This is a genomic window from Mesorhizobium sp. BR1-1-6 (assembly GCF_020165355.1).
Taxonomy (GTDB): Bacteria; Pseudomonadota; Alphaproteobacteria; order Rhizobiales; family Rhizobiaceae; genus Mesorhizobium.
This window is the reverse complement of record NZ_JAIUHZ010000002.1, coordinates 419,272-438,079: the sequence shown is the minus strand read 5'-3', so window position 1 is coordinate 438,079 and position 18,808 is coordinate 419,272. Positions and strand designations below refer to the sequence as shown.

The window sequence follows — 18,808 nt, the reverse complement described above, 5'->3', positions numbered from 1 at the left end:
TCGGCTGGGCTCGCTTTTGCAACGCGCTTCACCGGGCCAATAACTGCATCATCTCTTTGTTGGTGCCCTGTCGTCGCCCAAAACCGGTTTCCATTTTTGGGCGACATGCATTAAGTCCAGATTAACCCTGATATCTGTGGCAGGCTGGCTGCCTGTCCAGTGACCAAGACCTCACATCGCTGCTTTTCCCGTCGACGCGGGTGCGGGTTAACGTTTCGAATCGTCCTGATTCCGCCATTCTGCCGGAAGGTCAAGCGCCTCTCGCATGATTCGCATGAAAAAAGCGAATCAATTACCCGACTTAGCGCGGTCCGGCTCTAGAAGATCCATGACAACGCCGTCATTCCTGCACTTGCTGGCATGAGCCCGTCCCAACCCTCGGGCCGAAATGAGCTCCGCCTTTCTTCTGCTGGAGTATGATCGTTCCCGAAAACCGGGTCCCGCTTTTCGGAACCATGCTTCAGGCCCGACCAGCCCTGCCCGACGAAACACCGAAACCTTCGATCAGCGCTTCCGTCGCTTGTACATCCCGAAATTGCGCTTGAATTTCGATCAGATGGCGGAAATTCTCGTCCGAAGGATCCGCATCCATCGCCGCTTCCGCCTGTTTCAGCTCCTTATGTAAGGTGCGCGCGCTACGCTGCAAGTGCAGCGCCTGGTTCAGAGCGTCGCGGGCATCCTCGAGCGCCGCCGTCTCCAGCGCCGGCCACTGCCGCGCCCGCCTGATCAGGCTGACGGCACGCTCCCAGATCTCGGCGCAGCCGGCGCGCTCGATCGTCGCCACCACGGCGTGGCGGTCATTGGCCATGTCATGTGCCATCGCGTCGAGGATGGCACCGTGCAGCCGCCTCAGCTCGGGGTTGGCGAGATCAAGGAACTCGACATGGGCGAAATTCTCGTCGATCAGCGCCGGGTGGTTGACCAGTGCCACGATGATCGTCGCTTCGCGCACCGACATTCCTTCGTTGCCGCGCTTGACCAGTGCCGACTGGCCGAGACTTTCCGTGATGGCGATGCGACCACCGCCGGCTTTAGCGAATTGTCCGCCGGGAGCGGGCGCCTTGCCCTGCCCCGGTTTCCAGTCCGGACGACCTTGCCGCGTTGCGCGCTGAGAACCGAAGAAGCTCAGCACGCGCTCGCGCATCTCCTGCTGGTAGTGATATCGCAGGCTTTCATCACGGATGCGGCTGGTCAGTTCGCGCAGCCGCTTCTCCAGTTCGGCCCGCCGCTCCGGCGTGTCGAAGACGCCGCCCGCCGTCTCGCGCATCCATAACAGATCGGCAAGAGGACGCGCTTCCGCCAGCACGGCGCGGAAGGCATCCGGCCCCTCCGCCTTGACCAGGTCGTCGGGATCCTTGCCTTCCGGCAGCAGCGCGAAACGCGCCGTGCGCCCGGCTTGGACTACGGGCAGCACCATGTCGGCGGCCCGCCATGCGGCCTTCAGCCCGGCCTTGTCGCCGTCGAAGCACAGAACCGGCTCGGCGGCCATACGCCACAACAGTTCGAGTTGGTTTTCGGTAAGCGCCGTGCCGAGTGGCGCCACGACATTCTCGAAGCCGGCCTGCGCCAATGCGATGACATCCATATAGCCTTCGACGGCGATGACCGTGCCGCCCTTGGCCAGCGCTTTTCGCGCGCGGGCGAAATTGTAGAGTACGTTGCCCTTGTGGAAGAGCTCGGTATCGGGCGAGTTCATATATTTGGCGAGCGCATCCGGCGCCAGCGCTCGCCCGCCGAAAGCGATGATCTTGCCGCGCGAATCCGGAATCGGGAACATGATGCGGTCGCGGAACCAGTCATAGGAGACCGGAATGTCATCCCCATGGCGCACCAGCCCACAGGCCTCGATATCGGCCTTCGGCACGCCCTTTGCGGCCAGATGCTCCTTCAGCGCATTGCGGCTGTCGGGCGCATAGCCCAGCCGGAACGCATGCTGCGTCGCGGGCGTCAGTCCGCGGTCGCGCAGATACGCACGGGCCTTGGCGCCCTCCGCGCCCTGTAGCCGCTCCTGGAAAAAAGCAGTCGCCATTTCCATGACGTCGGTAAGGCTGGCGCGTTCCTTCTCGCGCCGCTCCTCCTGCATGTCGCGAACCGGCATCGGCACGCCGGCCATGTCTGCGATCTTCTCGACCGCCTCGGGAAAGCTCAGTCCGTCAAGTTCGGTCAGGAACTTGAAGTGATCGCCCGAGACCGAGCAGCCGAAACAATGATAGCGGCCCTTCTTGTCCTCGCAATGGAAGGACGGGCTCTTCTCGCCATGAAACGGGCAGCAGGCCCAATAGTCGCCGCGCGACGCATTGGTCTTCTTGCGATCCCAGGCGACGCGCTGGCCGATGACCTGCGAAATCGGCACGCGGTCGCGTATCTCGTCGAGGAAGGCGGGCGGAAAGCGCATCGGGGAACTCGTTTATCCCCCATATAATCATGCCCGCGAAGTCCGGCGACCCCTAATGCTGACGATGCCCGGTTTCCACAGGGCAAAAGGAAAGGCGGCCGTTGCGGGCCGCCCTTCCTCCAGTCTGGCACTATCGGGACTTTACTGCGCGGCGATGGCGCCAAAGATGATGCCGGAGAGGGCGCCGACCAGCACATAGTCGTTGCCGACGCGGATCCATTCCTGGCCACGGCCAGGACGATGCAGGCCGTAGCGACCATAATCGCGGACCGGCTGATGCTGCCGCCAGCCGGAATATTTCTGGCCATTGCGCCAGTTGTTCCGCTTCACGACGACCTTCTTTTGAATGATACGCTTCTGGATAACGCGCTTCTGGATGACGCGCTTCCTGACATCCCGGTTGGTGGGCTTCTGCCAATCGACATTGGTATAGTTCGACTGCGGCGCGACCGGCGCATTGAGCGGTGCGGCCTGGCCCGTCAGGGACGTGGCGGCCAGCATCGAGAAAGCAAGACCGGAAAGAACAATGCGCTTCATGAAGGAATCTCCTTGGTTGTCGATGCCGCAGAAATAGCCGTCGAAGAATGAACCGAAACTGAACATGAACATTACAATTCCGTAATGAATCCGAAGCTTTAGGCCGATTGGTTGAACATCCTCGCAAATTCCGGGCGAAGGGCGGGCGGCAGCACCGGCCGATCCGCCGCGTCAAGGCGGCGAGGCTCATGCAACCATTTCGGCATCCGTCCATTCTCCGACACGCCCCGTCGCGCGCGGAGAGCCCTTGAAATCGACAAATTTTTATTATCCGGCTAAAATATTCGAGCTATTATCGGCCAACGTCATGATCATGATTCGCACCCCTCCTCTTTCTCCCGACCGCCGCGCTGCCCGTATCGCCGGCCTTGTCCGTATCGGTGCGCCGCAATGAGCGGCTCCGTGGTTCTCCTGCATCTGGCCGGCGCCGTGGCGCTGATGCTGTTTGCCACGCGCATGGTGAAGACCGGCGTCGAGCGCGCCTATGGCGACGTGCTGCGCCACAAGCTGCGCGCCACCATGCGCAATCCTGTCATGGCGGTGCTGGCCGGCACCGGCCTCGCTATAGCGCTGCAGAGCTCCACCGCCGTCACGCTGCTGGTCGGCTCCTTCGCCGGCTCCGGCATTGTCTCGGGCGCGGCCGGGCAACTGGCCGTCCGCGGCGCCGAGATCGGTTCGGCTCTCGTGGTCAAGCTGCTCACCTTCGATCTCACGCTGCTGGTGCCGCTTTGCCTGATCACCGGCACGGTCATGTTCATGGCCACCGAGCGGCGCGACTGGCGCCAGACCGGTCGCATCCTGGTCGGCATCGGCCTTTTGATCCTGTCGCTGGAAATGATCGGTCAGGCATCCGAGCCGCTGCGCAACAGCCAGTTGATGCCGGTCATCATCAATTACTTCTCCGGCGATTCCATCACCGCCTATCTGCTGGCGGCGCTGATCACCTGGCTGTTCCAATCGAGCATCGCCGCGGTCCTGTTGATGGCGACGCTGGCGGGCCGCGGCCTGATCACGCCCGAACTCGGCGTCGTCCTCATCCTGGGCGTCAATCTCGGTTCGTCGATCATCGCGCCCATGCTGACCCGCTCCTCCGGCCCCGAAGTGCGCGTCGTGCCGATCGGCAACCTCTTGATGCGCGGGCTTGGCTCGCTGGTCATGCTGATCCTGGTCATGATCTTCAGGCCGCATTTCGCGTTCCTTGGCGCGACGGCAGCGGACCAGATCGTCAATGCCCACATCCTGTTCAATGTGCTGATCCTGCTCGCCGGCCTGCCGCTGGCGGGTCTCGTCTACCGCGCCTCGGAGAAGATCGTGGTGCTCGGCACCAAGACGCCAGCCGCCACGCTCGACGTCGTCGAACTCTCGGCGCTCAACGAAAGCGCGCTCGACGTGCCGAGCCAGGCGCTGGCCAATGCCACCCGCGAGGTGGTGCGGGTCTGCGAGACGGTCGAGATCATGCTCAAGCGCATCATCGAGCTCTACGAGAGCGCCGATGCCGACAAGATCAAGGCGCTGGCCGCCCTTGACGACCGCGTCGACCGCAAGCACGCGGCGATCAAGCTCTACCTCGCCAAGGTCACCAAGAACCCGCTGACCGAGGACGAGGCGTTGCGCTGCCAGGAACTGATCGGCGCCTGCGTCAAGCTGGAGCAGGTCGGCGACATCATCGTGCGCAACATGCTGGTACATGTGAAGAAGAAGTTCGACCGTGGACTGGAATTCACCGACGAGGGTTGGAGCGAGCTGTGCGCCTTCCACGCTTCGGTGCTCGCCAATGCGCGGCTTGCCTTCAACGTGCTGGTGTCGCGCGATGCCGAGACGGCTCGCCAATTGGTGCTGGAGAAGGAACGGCTGCGCGACGCCGAAAAAGAGACCAGCGCCAGCCATTTCCTGCGGCTGCGCGAAGGCACTGCCAAAAGCGTCGAGACCAGTTCGATCCACCTCGACACCATCCGCGATCTCAAACAGATCAACTCGCTGCTGGCATCTATGGCCTATCCCGTGCTGGAAGAACGCGGCCTCCTCGGCGGATCCAGGTTGAAGGCGAGCTGATCAACGACATCTCTCCCTTCTTTGAGACACCTCATCCCACCTCGCTTTGCGACGCCACCTCCCAACAAACAAGGGCAGAAGGAAGAGCGCCGCACTCTGTCGAAAAAATTGTATTGCGGCAGAATTGCATGGCGTCGGTCCTTCGGCGGCAAAATTGCCATTGCCGCGTTTCCATCGCTCGGGCTAGGCATATCAGCCAAAGCTTTCGGAGGAGATCGATGGACACCCATTCGCGCAGTTTCGCCAAGGCGCTTTCGTGGCGCGTGACCGGCACCATCGATACGATGATCATCTCGCTGGTGGTGACCGGAAGCGTCAAGCTGGCGGCCGCCATCGGCGTGACAGAAGTCTTCACCAAGTCGCTGCTCTATTATTTTCATGAGCGGGCATGGCTGAAGGTTCCTTATGGACGCAAGACCCCGTTCTGAACCCGGGGTCAAGATTTTGAACCCGGAGATCAAGAAAAGCTAAAGCGGCGACAAAAATTTCTGGATTGCCGGCAGCGCGCATCCGTGGTTTGAGGCCTGCATTCGAGGATTTAATTCCCGCCATGTCGCTTCCGCTCATCGCCCTGTTCATCGCTGCCTTCGCTTTCGGCACCACCGAATTCGTCATCGCCGGCGTGCTGCCGCAGGTGGCGCAAGGGCTTGGCGTTTCGGTTCCGACATCGGGCTATCTCGTCTCCGGCTATGCCTGCGGCATCGCCATCGGCGGTCCGCTTCTGGCACTTGCCACCAAGTCCTTGCCGCGCAAAACCTTGCTGCTCGGCCTCGCGGTCGCCTTCACCATCGGTCAGGCGGCCTGCGCGCTGGCGCCCGACTTCACCTCGATGCTGCTTCTGCGCATTGCCGTCGCAGTCGCGCATGGCGCTTATTTCGGCGTCGCCATGGTGGTTGCGGTCGGGCTGGTGCGCGGGGACCAGCGCGGCATGGCGGTGGCCGTCATCCTGTCGGGCCTCACTGTCTCCAACGTGATCGGCGTGCCAGCGGGCACTGCCATCGGCAACATCTGGGGCTGGCGCGCGACCTTCTGGGTTATGTGCGCATTGGGCGTGGCGGCCACGCTTGCCATGGCAGCCCTTTTGCCGCGCACCGCAGGCTATCAGGCCAAACCCGCCGGCCTCGCCCGCGAGGTCCGCGTGCTTGCCCGCCAGCAGGTCTGGACCTCGCTGATCCTGATGCTGATGCTGATGATCGGCCAGTTCGGCCTGTTCACCTACATCACCCCGACATTGCTTGAGATCACCGGCCTCGACGAGAACCTGGTGCCCTGGGTGCTCTTGCTCAATGGCGTCGGCGCCACGCTTGGCGTCTTCCTCGGCGGCAGGCTAGCCGACTGGAAGCTGATGCCCTCGCTGATCACCATGCTGGCCCTGCAGGCGGTGACGCTTGCGGTGATCTATGCCGTCAGCCCCTATCCCGTGCCGATGATCGTGGCGATCGTCATCTGGGGCGGCCTCAACTTCGCCATCGGTACGCCGATCCAGACCCGCATCCTGTCCTGGACTGCGGATGCCTCGAACCTGGCCTCCTCGCTGATCCCATCCGGCTTCAATGTCGGTATAGCGCTCGCGGCATCGCTCGGTGCTGCCATGCTCAATGGCGGTTACGGTTATCGCAGCCTGCCGCTGCTTGGCGCTGTGGCGATGCTCGTCGCCGTCGCGGTGGCGCTCGCCTCGCACATCTGGGAGTGGCGCAGCAACGCCACGCCACCGCTGACGGCAGCGGCTGAGTAGATTATCCGCGTCAGGACATCCACCACCGATCATGCCTGATCCGGGCGTCCACCGGCGCAAGCACGACGCGATGAACAGTCATGTCTCGCCCAGCGGCTGCGCAGCTCCAACGCATTACAGATCGATGCGGAACCGCAGGCTCTCCGCTCCGCCATAGGCGGCATCTTCGAGGAAACGTTCGACCAGTCTGCCGCCGTTGGCCAGGATCACTTTGTGCGAGGCCGGATTGCCAGGTTTTGCGGTGATGTCGACATGAGCCAGGCCGACCGCCCTCGCCTCATCCAGCATAAGCCGCAGCGCTTCCGTCGCGTAGCCGCGTCGCTGTTTCCACGGCACCACGGCGTAGCCGATATGGCCAAGCACGTGCGGCGGCAGCGCCGACGTGCCCTTCTGCCAGCGCAGGCCGATCGAGCCTGACGTCTCGCCGTCCCACATCCAGCGCCTGAAGCCCGGCAGGCGCGGGACCTGTCTGCCGTCAGGCAAGGTGATCGGCGGCCCCTTGGCCTCGGGATCATCGAGGCTGGCCAGGAACGCCGCCGGATCCTCCTCGATTGCGGCAAGCTGCTCGCGAGCTGCCTCCATGAGCCGTACATTGTCGGGCGACCAGCCGCGCTCGAGCGCAGCCTTGTAGGACGCCAGATGCTTGAGCCCGGGCTTGATGATTTCGATCATGATCCATGCTTCCTTGCAAGCAAGCAGGCATAGCGATGGCCACTGGAACGCTCAAGCGGGCTGGAACCGGATCGCGCCCCTGTTGAGGAAACATGCCTTGCTGAACAGCGACAGATCCAACGGGTTCGGCAGCCGAACGTCATTCAGATCGGGAAGCGGCTTCGTCGACGGATCGTAGGAGCGGTCGATCTGCGAGATGAAGACCAGGATCACGCCCGTGTCACGCGCAAAAGCTTTCAGCGTGCGGACCTGATCCATCAGCTCCGGATTGTCCCGTTTCTGGTCGAGCAGTTGCAGATAGTCGATGACAGCGAGCGTCCCGCGCGCCGCCGATCCCAACACCTCGACGATGTAGTCGGCGCTGATGCCATCGGAAGTGTCGAACGCGAACAATCGGTCGAACTGGGCGGGGTCCGCCCCGATGGCGCGAAACCGGTCCAGCACATCGCGATGCGTGTATTCCAACGAGAAGAACACGCCGCGATGGCCACGCTTCATGGCTTCGACCGCGAGTTCGAGGCTCATCAGCGTCTTGCCGTGGCCTGGTCGCGCACCGACCAGAACCAGGTCGCCGGGCATCAGCCGCGAGAACAGCCTGCCGGCGGCCGTCGTCTCGGCTGCCTTAGCCGCAAGCAGACTCCAACTCGCAAAACCTTCGCGGGCTGCAATACGGTCAAGCGCCTGATGGAGCGGAATCTTCTCCTCGCGGGACAACAGCCTGGCTTGACGCTTCAGATTGTAAATGGGCGCAATCATCGCAAACCTCCTGGTGCGAGCAGTCTTCGCAACCCCTCCTTATGCCTGGTGCTCGAACAGTCGGTTCGATGATCGGATTGCCCCGCATGAATGATGCTTTCCCGACGGAGGGAGGAGGCGTGGGCGCGCCGGAATCAGACAATACCCTAATGCTGGCGGGTCGAAAACGCGCATACGTACCGGGAATGCTGAACAAGATGTGTTTCGCCGGCCGGCGTAAGCCGATTTATGATCGTGCCGGGGTGATTCACCGCCAAAACACAAACGCTTCGACAGGAGAACGGGTCTGGTGCGGTTGAGATCTATCCCGCTGGGTGTCGTCGCCAGCCTCTTCCTCGTTGTCGTCGCTTTGACGGCACGGTCCTTTGCCGCGCCCTCGGCCATTCCGGCCTGGCTGCAGGCCCATGTCGGCGAAGGTGATGGCCAGATCTCAACTGTGGTCCTGGAGCGGGCCCGAGCGCTTTACCTGAAGAAAGTCGGCGCAGGAGCCGTTAACAATCCCTGCTACTTCGCCATGGATGCGACGCGCCCTAGCGATCTGGGCAACAACAAACTGGGTCACCGTTATTACATCATCTGCGAGGCCAGCCAGGCGTTTCGCGCCGTTTCGGCGGGCCACGGCAGCGGCCGGAATCTGAAGGGCGTCGCAGATTTCGCCAATGGCAAGCGCTGCGCGAAGAACTTCGGCAATGCGCTGGATTCGTCACTGACCGCCGGCGGCGCCTATATGACCGGCGAGGCGAAAACCTCGTTCAAGGGCTATTATCGCACCGCAGCGAAGCAGGACGTGGCTTTCATGCGTACCTTCGTGCAGTTCGATGGCGAGGGCGAGGCCGCGAACGCCAGGCAGCGCGTGATCGGCGGGCATCCGGCGGAAGTGCTGAAGGGAATGTGTCTTCGCAAAGACCCGGCCAGCTCGCATGCCGACCATGACGGCTACGTGCCGTTCGGCAAACTGGTGGATTATGCCGGCGGCCGCAGCAATGGCTGCACCAGTTGGTCGGCGGCGGATGCGCGGCAGATCATCCCGATGGTGAAGGACAATCCGACTACGCTCTACATCTACCCTGAATCGCGCGACATCGCCGCCGTTGCGCAAATCGTGGCGGCGGGCCGTTCGCTGTCGGACGCTGGCCCCTATTGGAACGCATCCTGCCTGAAGGAAATCGGCACGCCGAAATTCTGGCCGCGAAAGACGCTCGAGCCGATCATTGCCCAATACAGGAAGGACCACCCGGCACCGCCGCCGCAGCCGGTGCCGATCTGCAAGGAGCCTTGAGGTCCGTCCCGGCTCGGGGGATGCGGGGGCTACGGGATCGCATCCCTCAGCGCAGAAAATCGAACACCGCCTGAATGAAACCGGATGGATATTCGACATTCGACAGGTGAACCGCCGGCAGGACGACCAGCTTCGCGCCGGGCACCGCCGCGGCGATCAGTTCGCTGTGGCTGGCCGCCGTCACCGTGTCGTGCTCGCCGGCGATCACCAGCGTCGGCCGCGAGATCAGCGCCACGGTGCGGCGAAGGTCGGCGTCGCGCACCGCCGCAAAGAGGCCCGCCAGGCCTTGCCGGTCGATGGCGAGCAGCATGGCGCGAAATTCCTCGATGACGGGCTCGTTGGCCGCCACCATTTTTGCCGGGAACCAATTGTTGAGGAACGTTTCGGCGGTTTCGGCCATGTCGGGCGCCTGCCGGACGGCGGCAATGCGCTCGTCGAAATAGCTTGCCGGTCCGAGATGCGACGAGGTGTTGCTCAGGATCAGCCGGTCGATCCGCTCCGGCGCGTGGATGCCGAGCCATTGCCCGACGAAGCCGCCCAGCGACAGGCCGAGGAAATGCACGCGGCCAAGGCCGAGCGCGTCGAGCAGTTCGATCACGTCGCCGCCGAGCCGATCGAGCGAATAGGCGCCGGCCGGCACGCTCGATCCGCCATGGCCGCGAAAATCATAGCGCAGAAGATGGAAATGCCTGGACAACTCGCCGACCTGTCCATCCCACATATGCAGCGTGGTGCCGATGGAGTTCGACAGCATCAGAACCGGCTTTCGCGCATCGCCGTCGAAACGGTAGGCGATGCGCGTGCCGTCGCCAACAGTCACAAAATTCAGCTCACTCATGATGAAAGATCCTTCTGGAAGGGTTGAATGACAGAGCGTAGTCAGATCGTTGGTTTGTTGATATTACAAAGTCAGGACAATCTCTGTAATCAAAGCTGACATGGCTGAATTCACCTTGCACGACCTGCAGTGCTTCGACGCCGTGATCCGCACCGGCGGCTTTCAGCCGGCGGCGGCCCTGTTGCATCGTTCACACCCGGCTGTATTCGCCGCTGTCGCCAAGCTGGAACGGCAGCTCGACCTCGTTCTCCTGGACCGCAGCGGCTATCGCGTGCGCCCGACCGAGGCCGGGCTGTCGTTCCACCGCCGGGCGCAATCGCTGCTGCGCGAACTGGAAGGCCTGCGCGTGCATGCCGCCCAGCTCTCGATGGGCGAAGAAAGCGAAATCCATGTGGTGATCGGCGACCTATGCCCACGACCGCAGGTGCTGGGCCTGCTCGGGCGGTTCTTCGCGCAATGTCCCGGCACGCGTCTGCACCTGCACTTCGAGGCCGTCGGCGGCCCTTGGGAACGCCTTTTCGACGACGAGGCCGATCTGGTCCTGCACTGGATCGACAAGGGCGATGCGCGGGTGGAATGGATCGATTTGTGCAAGGTGCCGTTCATTCCCGTGGTGGCACCGGGCTTTCTGCCGGAGCGCATCGAGCCGCCGATCACACCCGACCAGATGCAGGCGCTCACCCAATGCGTGATGCGCGACACTGCCCGCCATTCACCGCAACAAGACTACTTCATGGTCGAAGGCGCGCCGCAATGCCTGGTCGCCGACCAGGGCATGAAGAAGGAGATCATCCTGCAGGGCCTCGGCTGGGGCCACCTGCCACGCTTCCTGATCGAGGAGGAGCTGCGTGATGGACGCCTGCGGTCCATCGCCGGCCCTCATATGCCGGGCCGCACCGACGAACTGGTGGTTGCGCGTCGCCGCGACCGTCCCCACGGGCCGGTCGCCAACCGTTTGTGGGATCATATCCAGCAGGAGGCGCCAGCATTGCGCCACGCGTTGGAGCCCCAGAAGGTTGTTTTATAGGCAGGCGAGCGCTGGCGCTCGCGCTCGACGCGCCGACTATTGCAAAAGCCCCTTGATGATGCCGCTTGCCTTGCCGAAATCCATCTGGCCGGCATATTTCTGCTTCAGTGCCGCGATCACCTTGCCCATGTCCTTCTGGCTGGCGGCACCGGTCGCCGCGATCGCCTCGCGCGCCGCGGCGGTGATGGCGGCATCGTCGAGCTGCGTCGGCAGGAAATCGCGGATGATCTCCATCTCGCTGCGCTCCTGCGCGGCCAGTTCCGGACGCTTGCCGTCTTCGAAGGCCTTGGCCGATTCTTCGCGCTGCTTCACCATCTTGGCCAGGATCTGCAGGATCGCCTCGTCGCTGGCCGGTTCCTTGCCGGCACCGCGATTGGCGATATCGCGATCGTGGATGGCGGCTTGGATCAGCCGCAATGTCGGCAGCCGGTGCTTGTCCTGCGCCTTCATCGCGCTCTTCAGGGATTCGGCGATTTTTGCGCGCATCGTGCTCTCTCCTTCGGTCGGCGCGGACAATAGCGCCCGGTGCGGACCAACGCAAACCCTGATATGTCGAGGCAAGCCTATGATATTGCTCAATGAAATAAATCGTAGCGGCATTTCCCATCATCATTGACCGACCTGCCCCCTTCCCCTATGTACTGGGCCTTGCATGAACTGAAGCTTGAGTGCGTGGAGGCAGCGAATTCGCCGCTCCGCGCCGTTTGCCGCGCAAATAGCCCGCCGGGCCTGTTTGAAGCGCGCGGCCTGATAGGAGTGCCGCCATGGCCGACACCGCGTCCACCCCCGCTTGGGCCACCGAGAAACCGACGGCATTGCTGGTGCTGGCCGACGGCACCGTCATTGAGGGTCGCGGTCTCGGCGCAACGGGTTCGGCGGTCGCCGAGGTCTGCTTCAACACCGCGCTTACCGGCTATCAGGAGATCCTGACCGATCCGTCCTATGCCGGCCAGATCGTCACCTTCACCTTCCCGCATGTCGGTAATATCGGCACCAACGGCGAAGACATCGAGGACCTCAATCCGGCTGCTCGCGCCGGTGCCGTCGGCGCCGTGTTCAAGGCCGATGTCACCAATCCCTCCAACTACCGCGCTGCCGGCCATCTCGATCAATGGCTGAAGAAGCGCGGCATCGTCGCCCTCTCGGGCATCGACACCCGCGCGTTGACCGCGTTGATCCGCGAAAAGGGCATGCCCAACGCCGTTATCGCGCATGCGCCCGACGGCGTCTTCGATCTTGACGACCTGAAACGCCGCGCCGCCGCGTGGTCCGGCCTGATCGGCCTCGACCTCGCCAAGGAGGTCACGTCAGGCCAGTCCTCGGTGTGGCGCGAGACGCCTTGGGTGTGGGACGAGGGCTTTGGCGAACAGGACGAGCCCTCCATGCATGTCGTCGCCATCGACTATGGCGTCAAGCGCAACATCCTGCGCCTGCTTGCGGGGCTTGGTGCCAAGGTGACCGTGGTTCCGGCCAAGACCGGCGCCGAGGAAATCCTCGCCATGCAGCCGGACGGCATCTTCCTGTCCAACGGCCCCGGCGACCCTGAAGCCACCGGCGCCTACGCCGTGCCGGTCATCCAGGACCTGCTCAGGACCGAGATTCCGGTGTTCGGTATCTGCCTCGGCCACCAGATGCTGGCGCTGGCGCTGGGCGGCAAGACCGCCAAGATGCATCAGGGCCATCACGGCGCCAACCATCCGGTCAAGGACCACACTACAGGCAAGGTCGAGATCGTCTCGATGAACCACGGCTTTGCCGTCGACGCCGACTCGCTGCCGTCAGGCGTCGAGGAAACCCATGTCTCGCTGTTCGACGGCTCGAATTGCGGCATCGCGCTGACAGGCCGGCCGGTATTCTCGGTCCAGCACCACCCCGAGGCCTCGCCCGGCCCGCAGGATTCGCATTATCTGTTCCGCCGCTTCGTCAACCTGATCCGCGAAAAGCGCGGCGAGGAACTGCTGGCCGAACGGGCTTAGTTCCGACAGATCCTCATATTCGTGCCCCATCTTCCGCGACGCCTTTGGTGACGGTTCCGAGTGCCGCAGGCCTCGCCACTTTCGTAACGAAGACAACGAGCGCCAGCACTAGGAAAACCGCGCCAACCAGGTAAGGCGCACCGCCGAAGGTCACTGGCGCGCTTGGCCCGGTGAACCAGGAAAAGATCGCGGTATAGAGCAGCGGCGTGACGATCGATGTGATCGAGAAGATCGACGTCATCGCGCCTTGTAATTCACCCTGCGCCGAAGGCGGCACCTTGGCGGCGGCGAGGCTCCTGAGCGGCGGGTCGGCCAGCGCTTCCAGGCAGCCGACGACGATCACCGCATAAATCATCCAACCCTGCGTCGCGAAGGCGTAGCCGAAAGCACTGAGCGCCGTGAACGCCAGACCGATCACCGCCGTCCTCCACTCGCCAAGCCTGGGAATGATGCGTGGCAGCACCGTTGCCATGACGATGGCTCCGCACAGGCCGAAAGCGCCGAGCGAAAAACCGATCTGCTGCTCGTTCCAGCCATAGCGATAGTTGGAGACGAACGACCAGACCGCCGGATACATCATGTGGCCGAGCGTCATCAGGAAGAAGACGAGCCCGATCCAGCCAATGCCTTGATATTGGCGCATCTGCAGAAGCGTGCCGACTGGGTTGGCGCGCTTCCACTCGAAGCGCCGGCGGTGCTTTTCATCGAGCGTTTCGGGCAGCAGGAACAGCGCGATCAGGAAGTTCACAAAGGCAAGTCCGGCGGCGAAATAAAACGGCACGCGCGGCCCGAAGGTGCCGAGCAGCCCGCCAAGGACCGGCCCGATGACGAAGCCGACGCCGAAGGCGATGCCGAGCAGGCCGAAATTCTTGGCCCGGTTCTCATCGTTCGAGATGTCGGCGATGAAGGCTGATGTGGTCGAATAGCTGGCTCCTGAAATGCCGGCCAGCACGCGCCCGATGAACAGCATCGGGTAGGACCAGGCTATGGCGCAGATCAGATTGTCGATGGAAAACGTCAGCACGGAGGCGAGAAGGATCGGCCGCCGGCCGAACCGGTCGCTCAACCCGCCCATGATGGGCGCGAAGAAGAACTGCATGGCCGCATAGACGAAGAACAGCCAGCCGCCTTCGATCGCCGCCTGCGAGACGCCGACGCCGGTCAATTCTTGCAGGTAGGCCGGCAGCACCGGCATGATGATGCCGAATCCGATGATGTCGAGGAGCAGCGTCGTGAAGACGAGCGCAAGCCCCCGCTTGGCGGTTTTGGGATCGATCATGGTTTCGTCTGCTCCTTCCCGGCGCCTGGCGCGCAGGCGGAGGCACTTATAGGCGAGCAGGCCGTCAGGAACAATGAGGGAACAAGCAGGACGTTCGCATCCTGACACCCCCTGACGACATCCTTGCCGTCAGGTCACCCGTGAAAGAACCGGATGCTCAGATCGGGTTGTTGAACGTATCGCAGTCGGAAAGCTTGCCGCTCTTGTAGCCGCGCGCCAGCCAGGTCTGCCGCTGCGCCGACGTGCCGTGGTTGAAGCTTTCCGGCACTACGTAGCCCTGCATCTTCTTCTGCAGCGTATCGTCGCCGATCTGCCTGGCGGCATTGAGCGCGCTTTCCATATCGCCTTGCTCCAATATGCCCTTCTGCGCCGTGTAATGCGCCCAGACGCCGGCGAAGCAGTCGGCCTGAAGCTCGACGCGCACCGACATTTGGTTGGCTTCGGCCTCGCCCATGCTTTGCCGCATCTGGTTGAATTTGGACATGATGCCGGTCAGATTCTGCACGTGATGGCCGACCTCATGCGCGATCACATAGGCCCGCGCGAACTCGCCCGAGGCGCCGAACTGCTGGTCCAGCTGCTGGAAGAATGTCATGTCGAGATAGACTTTGTGGTCGCCGGGGCAATAGAACGGTCCGGCCGCCGACGAGGCGAAGCCGCAGGCCGAGCGGATCTGCCCGCTGAACAGCACCAGCTTGGGGTCCTCATAGGTCAGTCCGTTGGCCTTGAAAATGCCGGTCCATGTGTCCTCGGTCTCGGCCAGAACGGTTGCCACGAACTGCTTCATCTCGTCGGAAGCCGGCGCGCCGGCGCCGCCGTCCTGGCTGCCGCTGTTGTCGGTTATCTCGCCGCCGCCAGGCAGCAGGCCTCCACCGCCGCCGCTCAGCACCTGGATCGGATCGATGCCGAAGGCTTTCAGGCCGAAATAGAGCACGACGAGGATGATGATGGTCGAGATCGACATGCCGCCGCCGCTGCTGCCGCCGATCGGAATGCGGAACTGACCGGGTCCGCCGCCACCAAATCCGCCGCCGCCGCTGCTGCGCTGGTCCTCGACATTGTCACTCTGACGACGGCCTCTCCAGAGCATGGCAACTCCCCGCGCTGCGAATTTACTGGTCGATCCGGCGCGAGGCCGGCTCCACCTCATAAACAATTATCTCAATGGTTGCGCCAAGTCACAGCATTTTTCGCAGCCGTGGCCGTGCTGGTATGATGGCTCCGCTGCTCTGGCCGCGACTGTGGAATGTCTATGGCATCGCCGGCGAAACGAGCCAACGGCTTGGCAAAGTCCCTAGCCCGCCGTCATCGCCTTGCGGAACGCTTCCAGTGTCTCGGCGCTGACATGGTGCTCTATGCCCTCGGCATCGATGCGCGCCGTCTCGGCGCTGACGCCGAGCGAACGCAAAAAAGCCTCCACCGTCTGGTGGCGAATGCGGCTCTCTTCCGCGACCTTGCGACCGGCTTCGGTGAGGAACACGCCGCGATAGGGCTTTCTGGAGACCAGCCCGTCGGCACACAGCCTGGTCAGCATCTTGGCCACTGTCGGTTGAGCGACCCCCAGCCTGGCTGCGATGTCGACCTGGCGGGCCTCGTTGCCGTCCTCGATCAGGTCGGCGATCAACTCGACATAGTCCTCGACCAGCGCGCTGCGGCGCGCTTCGCGCGTCTGCCTGAACCCTTCCGAATGGACATCGGCATCGGGCAGCGGCTCACGCGGGACCGGTCTGTTCTTCAGCGCCAATATGCGCTCCTCCTTGGCTGCCCGAAGATTGAATCGGCCCGCATTCATAGCACGGGCCCCGACAATCCTGGCGTTTATTTGCATTCGGGCCCAGGCGCAACCGCATCGCCGCCGCGTCGGAGCACGATCGATCGCATCACAAAAGCATGATCAATGAAATATAGCATATTGCATAATGTTGAGCCGTGGCATAGATAGGAGGCATCATCCATTGCATCAAGCGGAATTCGCCATGTCCGAGACCGACGCCACCGCCATAGCCAGAGCAACGTGGCGGTTCGACAGGCCAGGCGATGAGCAGCCAAGCCTGCGCGAGGTCAATTCCTCGATCGCCGTACCGAATTCGGGCGTCTGGTTCCGTCGCCTGTTTGCCTTCATGGGGCCGGGCTACATGGTCTCGGTCGGCTATATGGACCCGGGCAACTGGGCGACCGACCTCGCCGGCGGCGCCCAGTTCGGCTACACGCTGCTGTTCATCATCATGCTGTCCAACCTGATGGCGATCCTGCTGCAGGCGCTGGCCGCGCGTCTCGGCATCGCCACCGGCCGCGACCTCGCCCAGGCCTGCCGCGCCTACTACCCGCGTCCGGTCAACTTCGTGCTGTGGATCGCCTGCGAGCTCGCCATCATCGCCTGCGACCTCGCCGAAGTGATCGGCACCGCGATCGCGCTGCAGCTCCTGTTCGGCATTCCGCTGATCGGCGGCGCCATGCTCACCGCGCTCGACGCCTTCCTGGTGCTTTTGTTGATGAACAAGGGCTTCCGCTATCTCGAAGCCTTCGTCATCGCGCTTCTGATCATCATCTTCAGCTGCTTTGCCATCCAGATCTTCGTCGCCGCGCCACCAGCCGGCACGATCCTGCATTCGATGTTCGTGCCGTCATCCGAAATCGTCACCAATCCGGCGATGCTCTACATCGCCATCGGCATCATCGGCGCCACCGTCATGCCGCACAATCTCTATCTGCACTCCTCAATCGTGCAGACCCGCGCCTATGAACGCACCGACGAGGGCAAGCGCGACGCCATCAAATGGGCAACGACGGACTCGACCATCGCCCTGATGCTGGCCCTGTTCGTCAACGCCTCGATCCTGATCGTGTCGGCGGTCGCCTTCCACAACACCGGCCACCAGGACGTCGCCGAGATTGGCCAGGCTTTCGAACTGCTGTCGCCGCTGCTCGGCCTGAGCATCGCCTCGATCCTGTTTGCCGTGGCGCTGCTCGCCTCCGGCCTGAACTCGACGGTGACCGCCACGCTTGCCGGCCAGATCGTCATGGAAGGCTTCCTGCGCCTGCGCATTCCGCAATGGGCGCGGCGCCTGCTGACGCGCGGCCTCGCCATCATCCCCGTGGTGGTCGTCACCGCGCTCTACGGCGAAAAGGGCACCGGCCAGTTGCTGGTGTTCAGCCAGGTGATCCTGTCGATGCAACTGCCCTTCGCGGTAATCCCGCTGGTCCAGTTCGTCTCTGACAGGAAGAAGATGGGCAGCCTTGCCATCCCGCGCGGCGTTGCGGCGCTCGCCTGGGTGGTCGCCGCCATCATCCTGGTGCTCAACTTCAAGCTGCTCTACGACACGCTGTTCGGGATCGGCTGAGATCGGCCGCGACAAAGACGCGGCCCGCGCTATTTCTCGGTCGATCATGACCACGATAGCCCAATCCCGAAGCTTCTATGCCAAGCTGATGGCTGCCCAGGCGCGTTCCTCCGATCCGCGTCTTGAAGAGGTGTTCGCGGCCGTGCCGCGCGAGGCGTTTCTCGGTCCTGGCCCATGGACGATCGTCGCCGGCCAAGGGGCGGTCGAGACCCCGAGCGCCGACCCGCGCTTCATCTATCAGAACGTGCTGGTGGTGCTCGATGCCGACAAGGGCATCAACAATGGCGAGCCGTTCCTGCACGCCATGTGGATCGGGAAACTCGCGCCCAGGCCCGGCGAGGCTGTCACTCACATCGGCGCCGGCACCGGCTACTACACGGCTTTGCTGGCCAGGTTGGTTTCACCTGGCGGCACCGTTGCCGCCTTCGAACTGGACGCCGATCTTGCCTCGCGGGCAAAGGCAAACCTTGCGGGCTACGAGAACGTCACTGTCATTCCTGGCGATGCCGTCACATCGGATTTGCCGCCGTCGGACGTCATCTATGTCAATGCCGGCGTCGCGGCACCTCCACCCGGCTGGCTCAAGGCGCTGAAGCCGGACGGCCGCATGATCTTCCCGTGGCGCCCGGCCGAGCGCGTTCCCCTGGCCGTTCTGGTGACCCGCACCGAAAACGGTTTTGCCTGCGACCCTTTCATGCGCTCCTGGTTCATCCCTTGCTCCGGCGCGTCGGTTGCAAGTCTCGCGGCAAAAATCCCGACGCGCGACCAGGCCGCGCGCAGCCGCTCGATCTGGCTGACAGCGGACAAGTTGCCGGACCGCACCGCCACCGCGATCTTTGAGCATGTCTGGTTTTCGTCACGCAGCCTCGATGCGCGGCCTCGGGTCTGACGAACCGAAATTCGGCACGCCCTGTCGGACGG

At 63.2% G+C, this 18,808-nt stretch carries 18 protein-coding genes; 9 read left to right on the top strand and 9 right to left on the bottom strand.

Translation table 11 applies throughout. From position 1 onward, the window contains the following. Nucleotides 1-460 precede the first annotated feature (460 nt). Both dnaG and LB545_RS07380 read right to left on the bottom strand, forming a co-directional pair. On the bottom strand, nt 461-2,395 hold the full coding sequence (gene dnaG / locus LB545_RS07385; protein ID WP_224704736.1) for a DNA primase: 1,935 nt from the start codon (nt 2,393-2,395) through the stop codon (nt 461-463). Nucleotides 2,396-2,536: 141 nt separating this feature from the next. Continuing rightward, nucleotides 2,537-2,932, bottom strand: coding sequence for an RcnB family protein (locus LB545_RS07380; protein ID WP_140495913.1), 396 nt, complete (start codon nt 2,930-2,932; stop codon nt 2,537-2,539). A gap of 247 nt (nt 2,933-3,179) precedes the next feature. Here LB545_RS07380 and LB545_RS07375 point away from each other — a divergent pair, with 247 nt between their 5' ends. The 4 genes from LB545_RS07375 to LB545_RS07360 all read left to right on the top strand — a co-directional run bounded on the left by LB545_RS07375 (nt 3,180) and on the right by LB545_RS07360 (nt 6,719). Further along, nucleotides 3,180-3,326, top strand: a complete 147-nt coding sequence (locus LB545_RS07375) for a hypothetical protein (RefSeq protein WP_224704735.1) — start codon at nt 3,180-3,182, stop codon at nt 3,324-3,326. Further along, a complete protein-coding gene (locus LB545_RS07370; RefSeq protein ID WP_140566952.1) occupies nt 3,323-4,984 on the top strand; it encodes a Na/Pi cotransporter family protein in 1,662 nt (553 codons plus the stop codon). Before LB545_RS07375 ends, LB545_RS07370 begins: the two co-directional genes overlap by 4 nt. 218 nt (nt 4,985-5,202) lie before the next feature. Continuing rightward, complete coding sequence (locus LB545_RS07365) at nt 5,203-5,412, top strand: DUF2061 domain-containing protein (RefSeq protein ID WP_140495915.1); 210 nt, start codon at nt 5,203-5,205, stop codon at nt 5,410-5,412. 122 nt (nt 5,413-5,534) lie between these two features. Continuing rightward, nucleotides 5,535-6,719 (top strand): MFS transporter, encoded by a 1,185-nt coding sequence (locus LB545_RS07360; RefSeq protein WP_140671237.1) that lies wholly within the window; start codon nt 5,535-5,537, stop codon nt 6,717-6,719. A gap of 114 nt (nt 6,720-6,833) precedes the next feature. On the opposite strand, the gene LB545_RS07355 is transcribed toward LB545_RS07360, so the two are convergent. Continuing rightward, nucleotides 6,834-7,391, bottom strand: a complete 558-nt coding sequence (locus LB545_RS07355) for a GNAT family N-acetyltransferase (protein WP_140495917.1) — start codon at nt 7,389-7,391, stop codon at nt 6,834-6,836. Between the two features lie 51 nt (nt 7,392-7,442). Next, complete coding sequence (locus LB545_RS07350) at nt 7,443-8,147, bottom strand: DNA helicase (RefSeq protein WP_140495918.1); 705 nt, start codon at nt 8,145-8,147, stop codon at nt 7,443-7,445. Between the two features lie 289 nt (nt 8,148-8,436). Here LB545_RS07350 and LB545_RS07345 point away from each other — a divergent pair, with 289 nt between their 5' ends. Then, nucleotides 8,437-9,426, top strand: coding sequence for a hypothetical protein (locus LB545_RS07345; protein ID WP_140495919.1), 990 nt, complete (start codon nt 8,437-8,439; stop codon nt 9,424-9,426). Between the two features lie 46 nt (nt 9,427-9,472). On the opposite strand, the gene pcaD is transcribed toward LB545_RS07345, so the two are convergent. Beyond that, nucleotides 9,473-10,264: a 3-oxoadipate enol-lactonase gene (gene pcaD / locus LB545_RS07340; protein ID WP_224704734.1), complete on the bottom strand. Its 792-nt coding sequence runs from the start codon at nt 10,262-10,264 to the stop codon at nt 9,473-9,475. 100 nt (nt 10,265-10,364) lie between these two features. On the opposite strand from pcaD, the gene LB545_RS07335 reads away from it, so the two are divergent. After that, complete coding sequence (locus tag LB545_RS07335; RefSeq protein ID WP_140560658.1) at nt 10,365-11,291, top strand: LysR family transcriptional regulator; 927 nt, start codon at nt 10,365-10,367, stop codon at nt 11,289-11,291. Between the two features lie 36 nt (nt 11,292-11,327). On the opposite strand, the gene LB545_RS07330 is transcribed toward LB545_RS07335, so the two are convergent. Further along, nucleotides 11,328-11,777 (bottom strand): GatB/YqeY domain-containing protein, encoded by a 450-nt coding sequence (locus LB545_RS07330; protein WP_140524847.1) that lies wholly within the window; start codon nt 11,775-11,777, stop codon nt 11,328-11,330. Between the two features lie 278 nt (nt 11,778-12,055). On the opposite strand from LB545_RS07330, the gene carA reads away from it, so the two are divergent. Further along, nucleotides 12,056-13,267, top strand: a complete 1,212-nt coding sequence (gene carA, locus LB545_RS07325) for a glutamine-hydrolyzing carbamoyl-phosphate synthase small subunit (RefSeq protein WP_140555988.1) — start codon at nt 12,056-12,058, stop codon at nt 13,265-13,267. Nucleotides 13,268-13,280: 13 nt separating this feature from the next. Here the strand turns inward: carA and LB545_RS07320 are convergent, their stop codons facing one another. From LB545_RS07320 to mntR, 3 genes are all read right to left on the bottom strand, one after another. Beyond that, nucleotides 13,281-14,582, bottom strand: coding sequence for a TCR/Tet family MFS transporter (locus LB545_RS07320; protein ID WP_224704865.1), 1,302 nt, complete (start codon nt 14,580-14,582; stop codon nt 13,281-13,283). Nucleotides 14,583-14,703: 121 nt separating this feature from the next. Next, the gene (locus LB545_RS07315) at nt 14,704-15,636 is read right to left on the bottom strand and encodes a neutral zinc metallopeptidase (protein ID WP_224704733.1); all 933 of its coding nucleotides are present in this window, start codon (nt 15,634-15,636) and stop codon (nt 14,704-14,706) included. Nucleotides 15,637-15,840: 204 nt separating this feature from the next. Continuing rightward, on the bottom strand, nt 15,841-16,290 hold the full coding sequence (gene mntR, locus LB545_RS07310; protein ID WP_181165236.1) for a manganese-binding transcriptional regulator MntR: 450 nt from the start codon (nt 16,288-16,290) through the stop codon (nt 15,841-15,843). A 232-nt stretch (nt 16,291-16,522) separates the two neighbouring features. Here mntR and LB545_RS07305 point away from each other — a divergent pair, with 232 nt between their 5' ends. Both LB545_RS07305 and LB545_RS07300 read left to right on the top strand, forming a co-directional pair. Next, nucleotides 16,523-17,887, top strand: a complete 1,365-nt coding sequence (locus LB545_RS07305) for an Nramp family divalent metal transporter (protein WP_140495926.1) — start codon at nt 16,523-16,525, stop codon at nt 17,885-17,887. Between the two features lie 46 nt (nt 17,888-17,933). Continuing rightward, nucleotides 17,934-18,776 (top strand): protein-L-isoaspartate O-methyltransferase family protein, encoded by an 843-nt coding sequence (locus LB545_RS07300; protein ID WP_224704732.1) that lies wholly within the window; start codon nt 17,934-17,936, stop codon nt 18,774-18,776. The last annotated feature ends 32 nt before the right edge of the window (nt 18,777-18,808 follow it).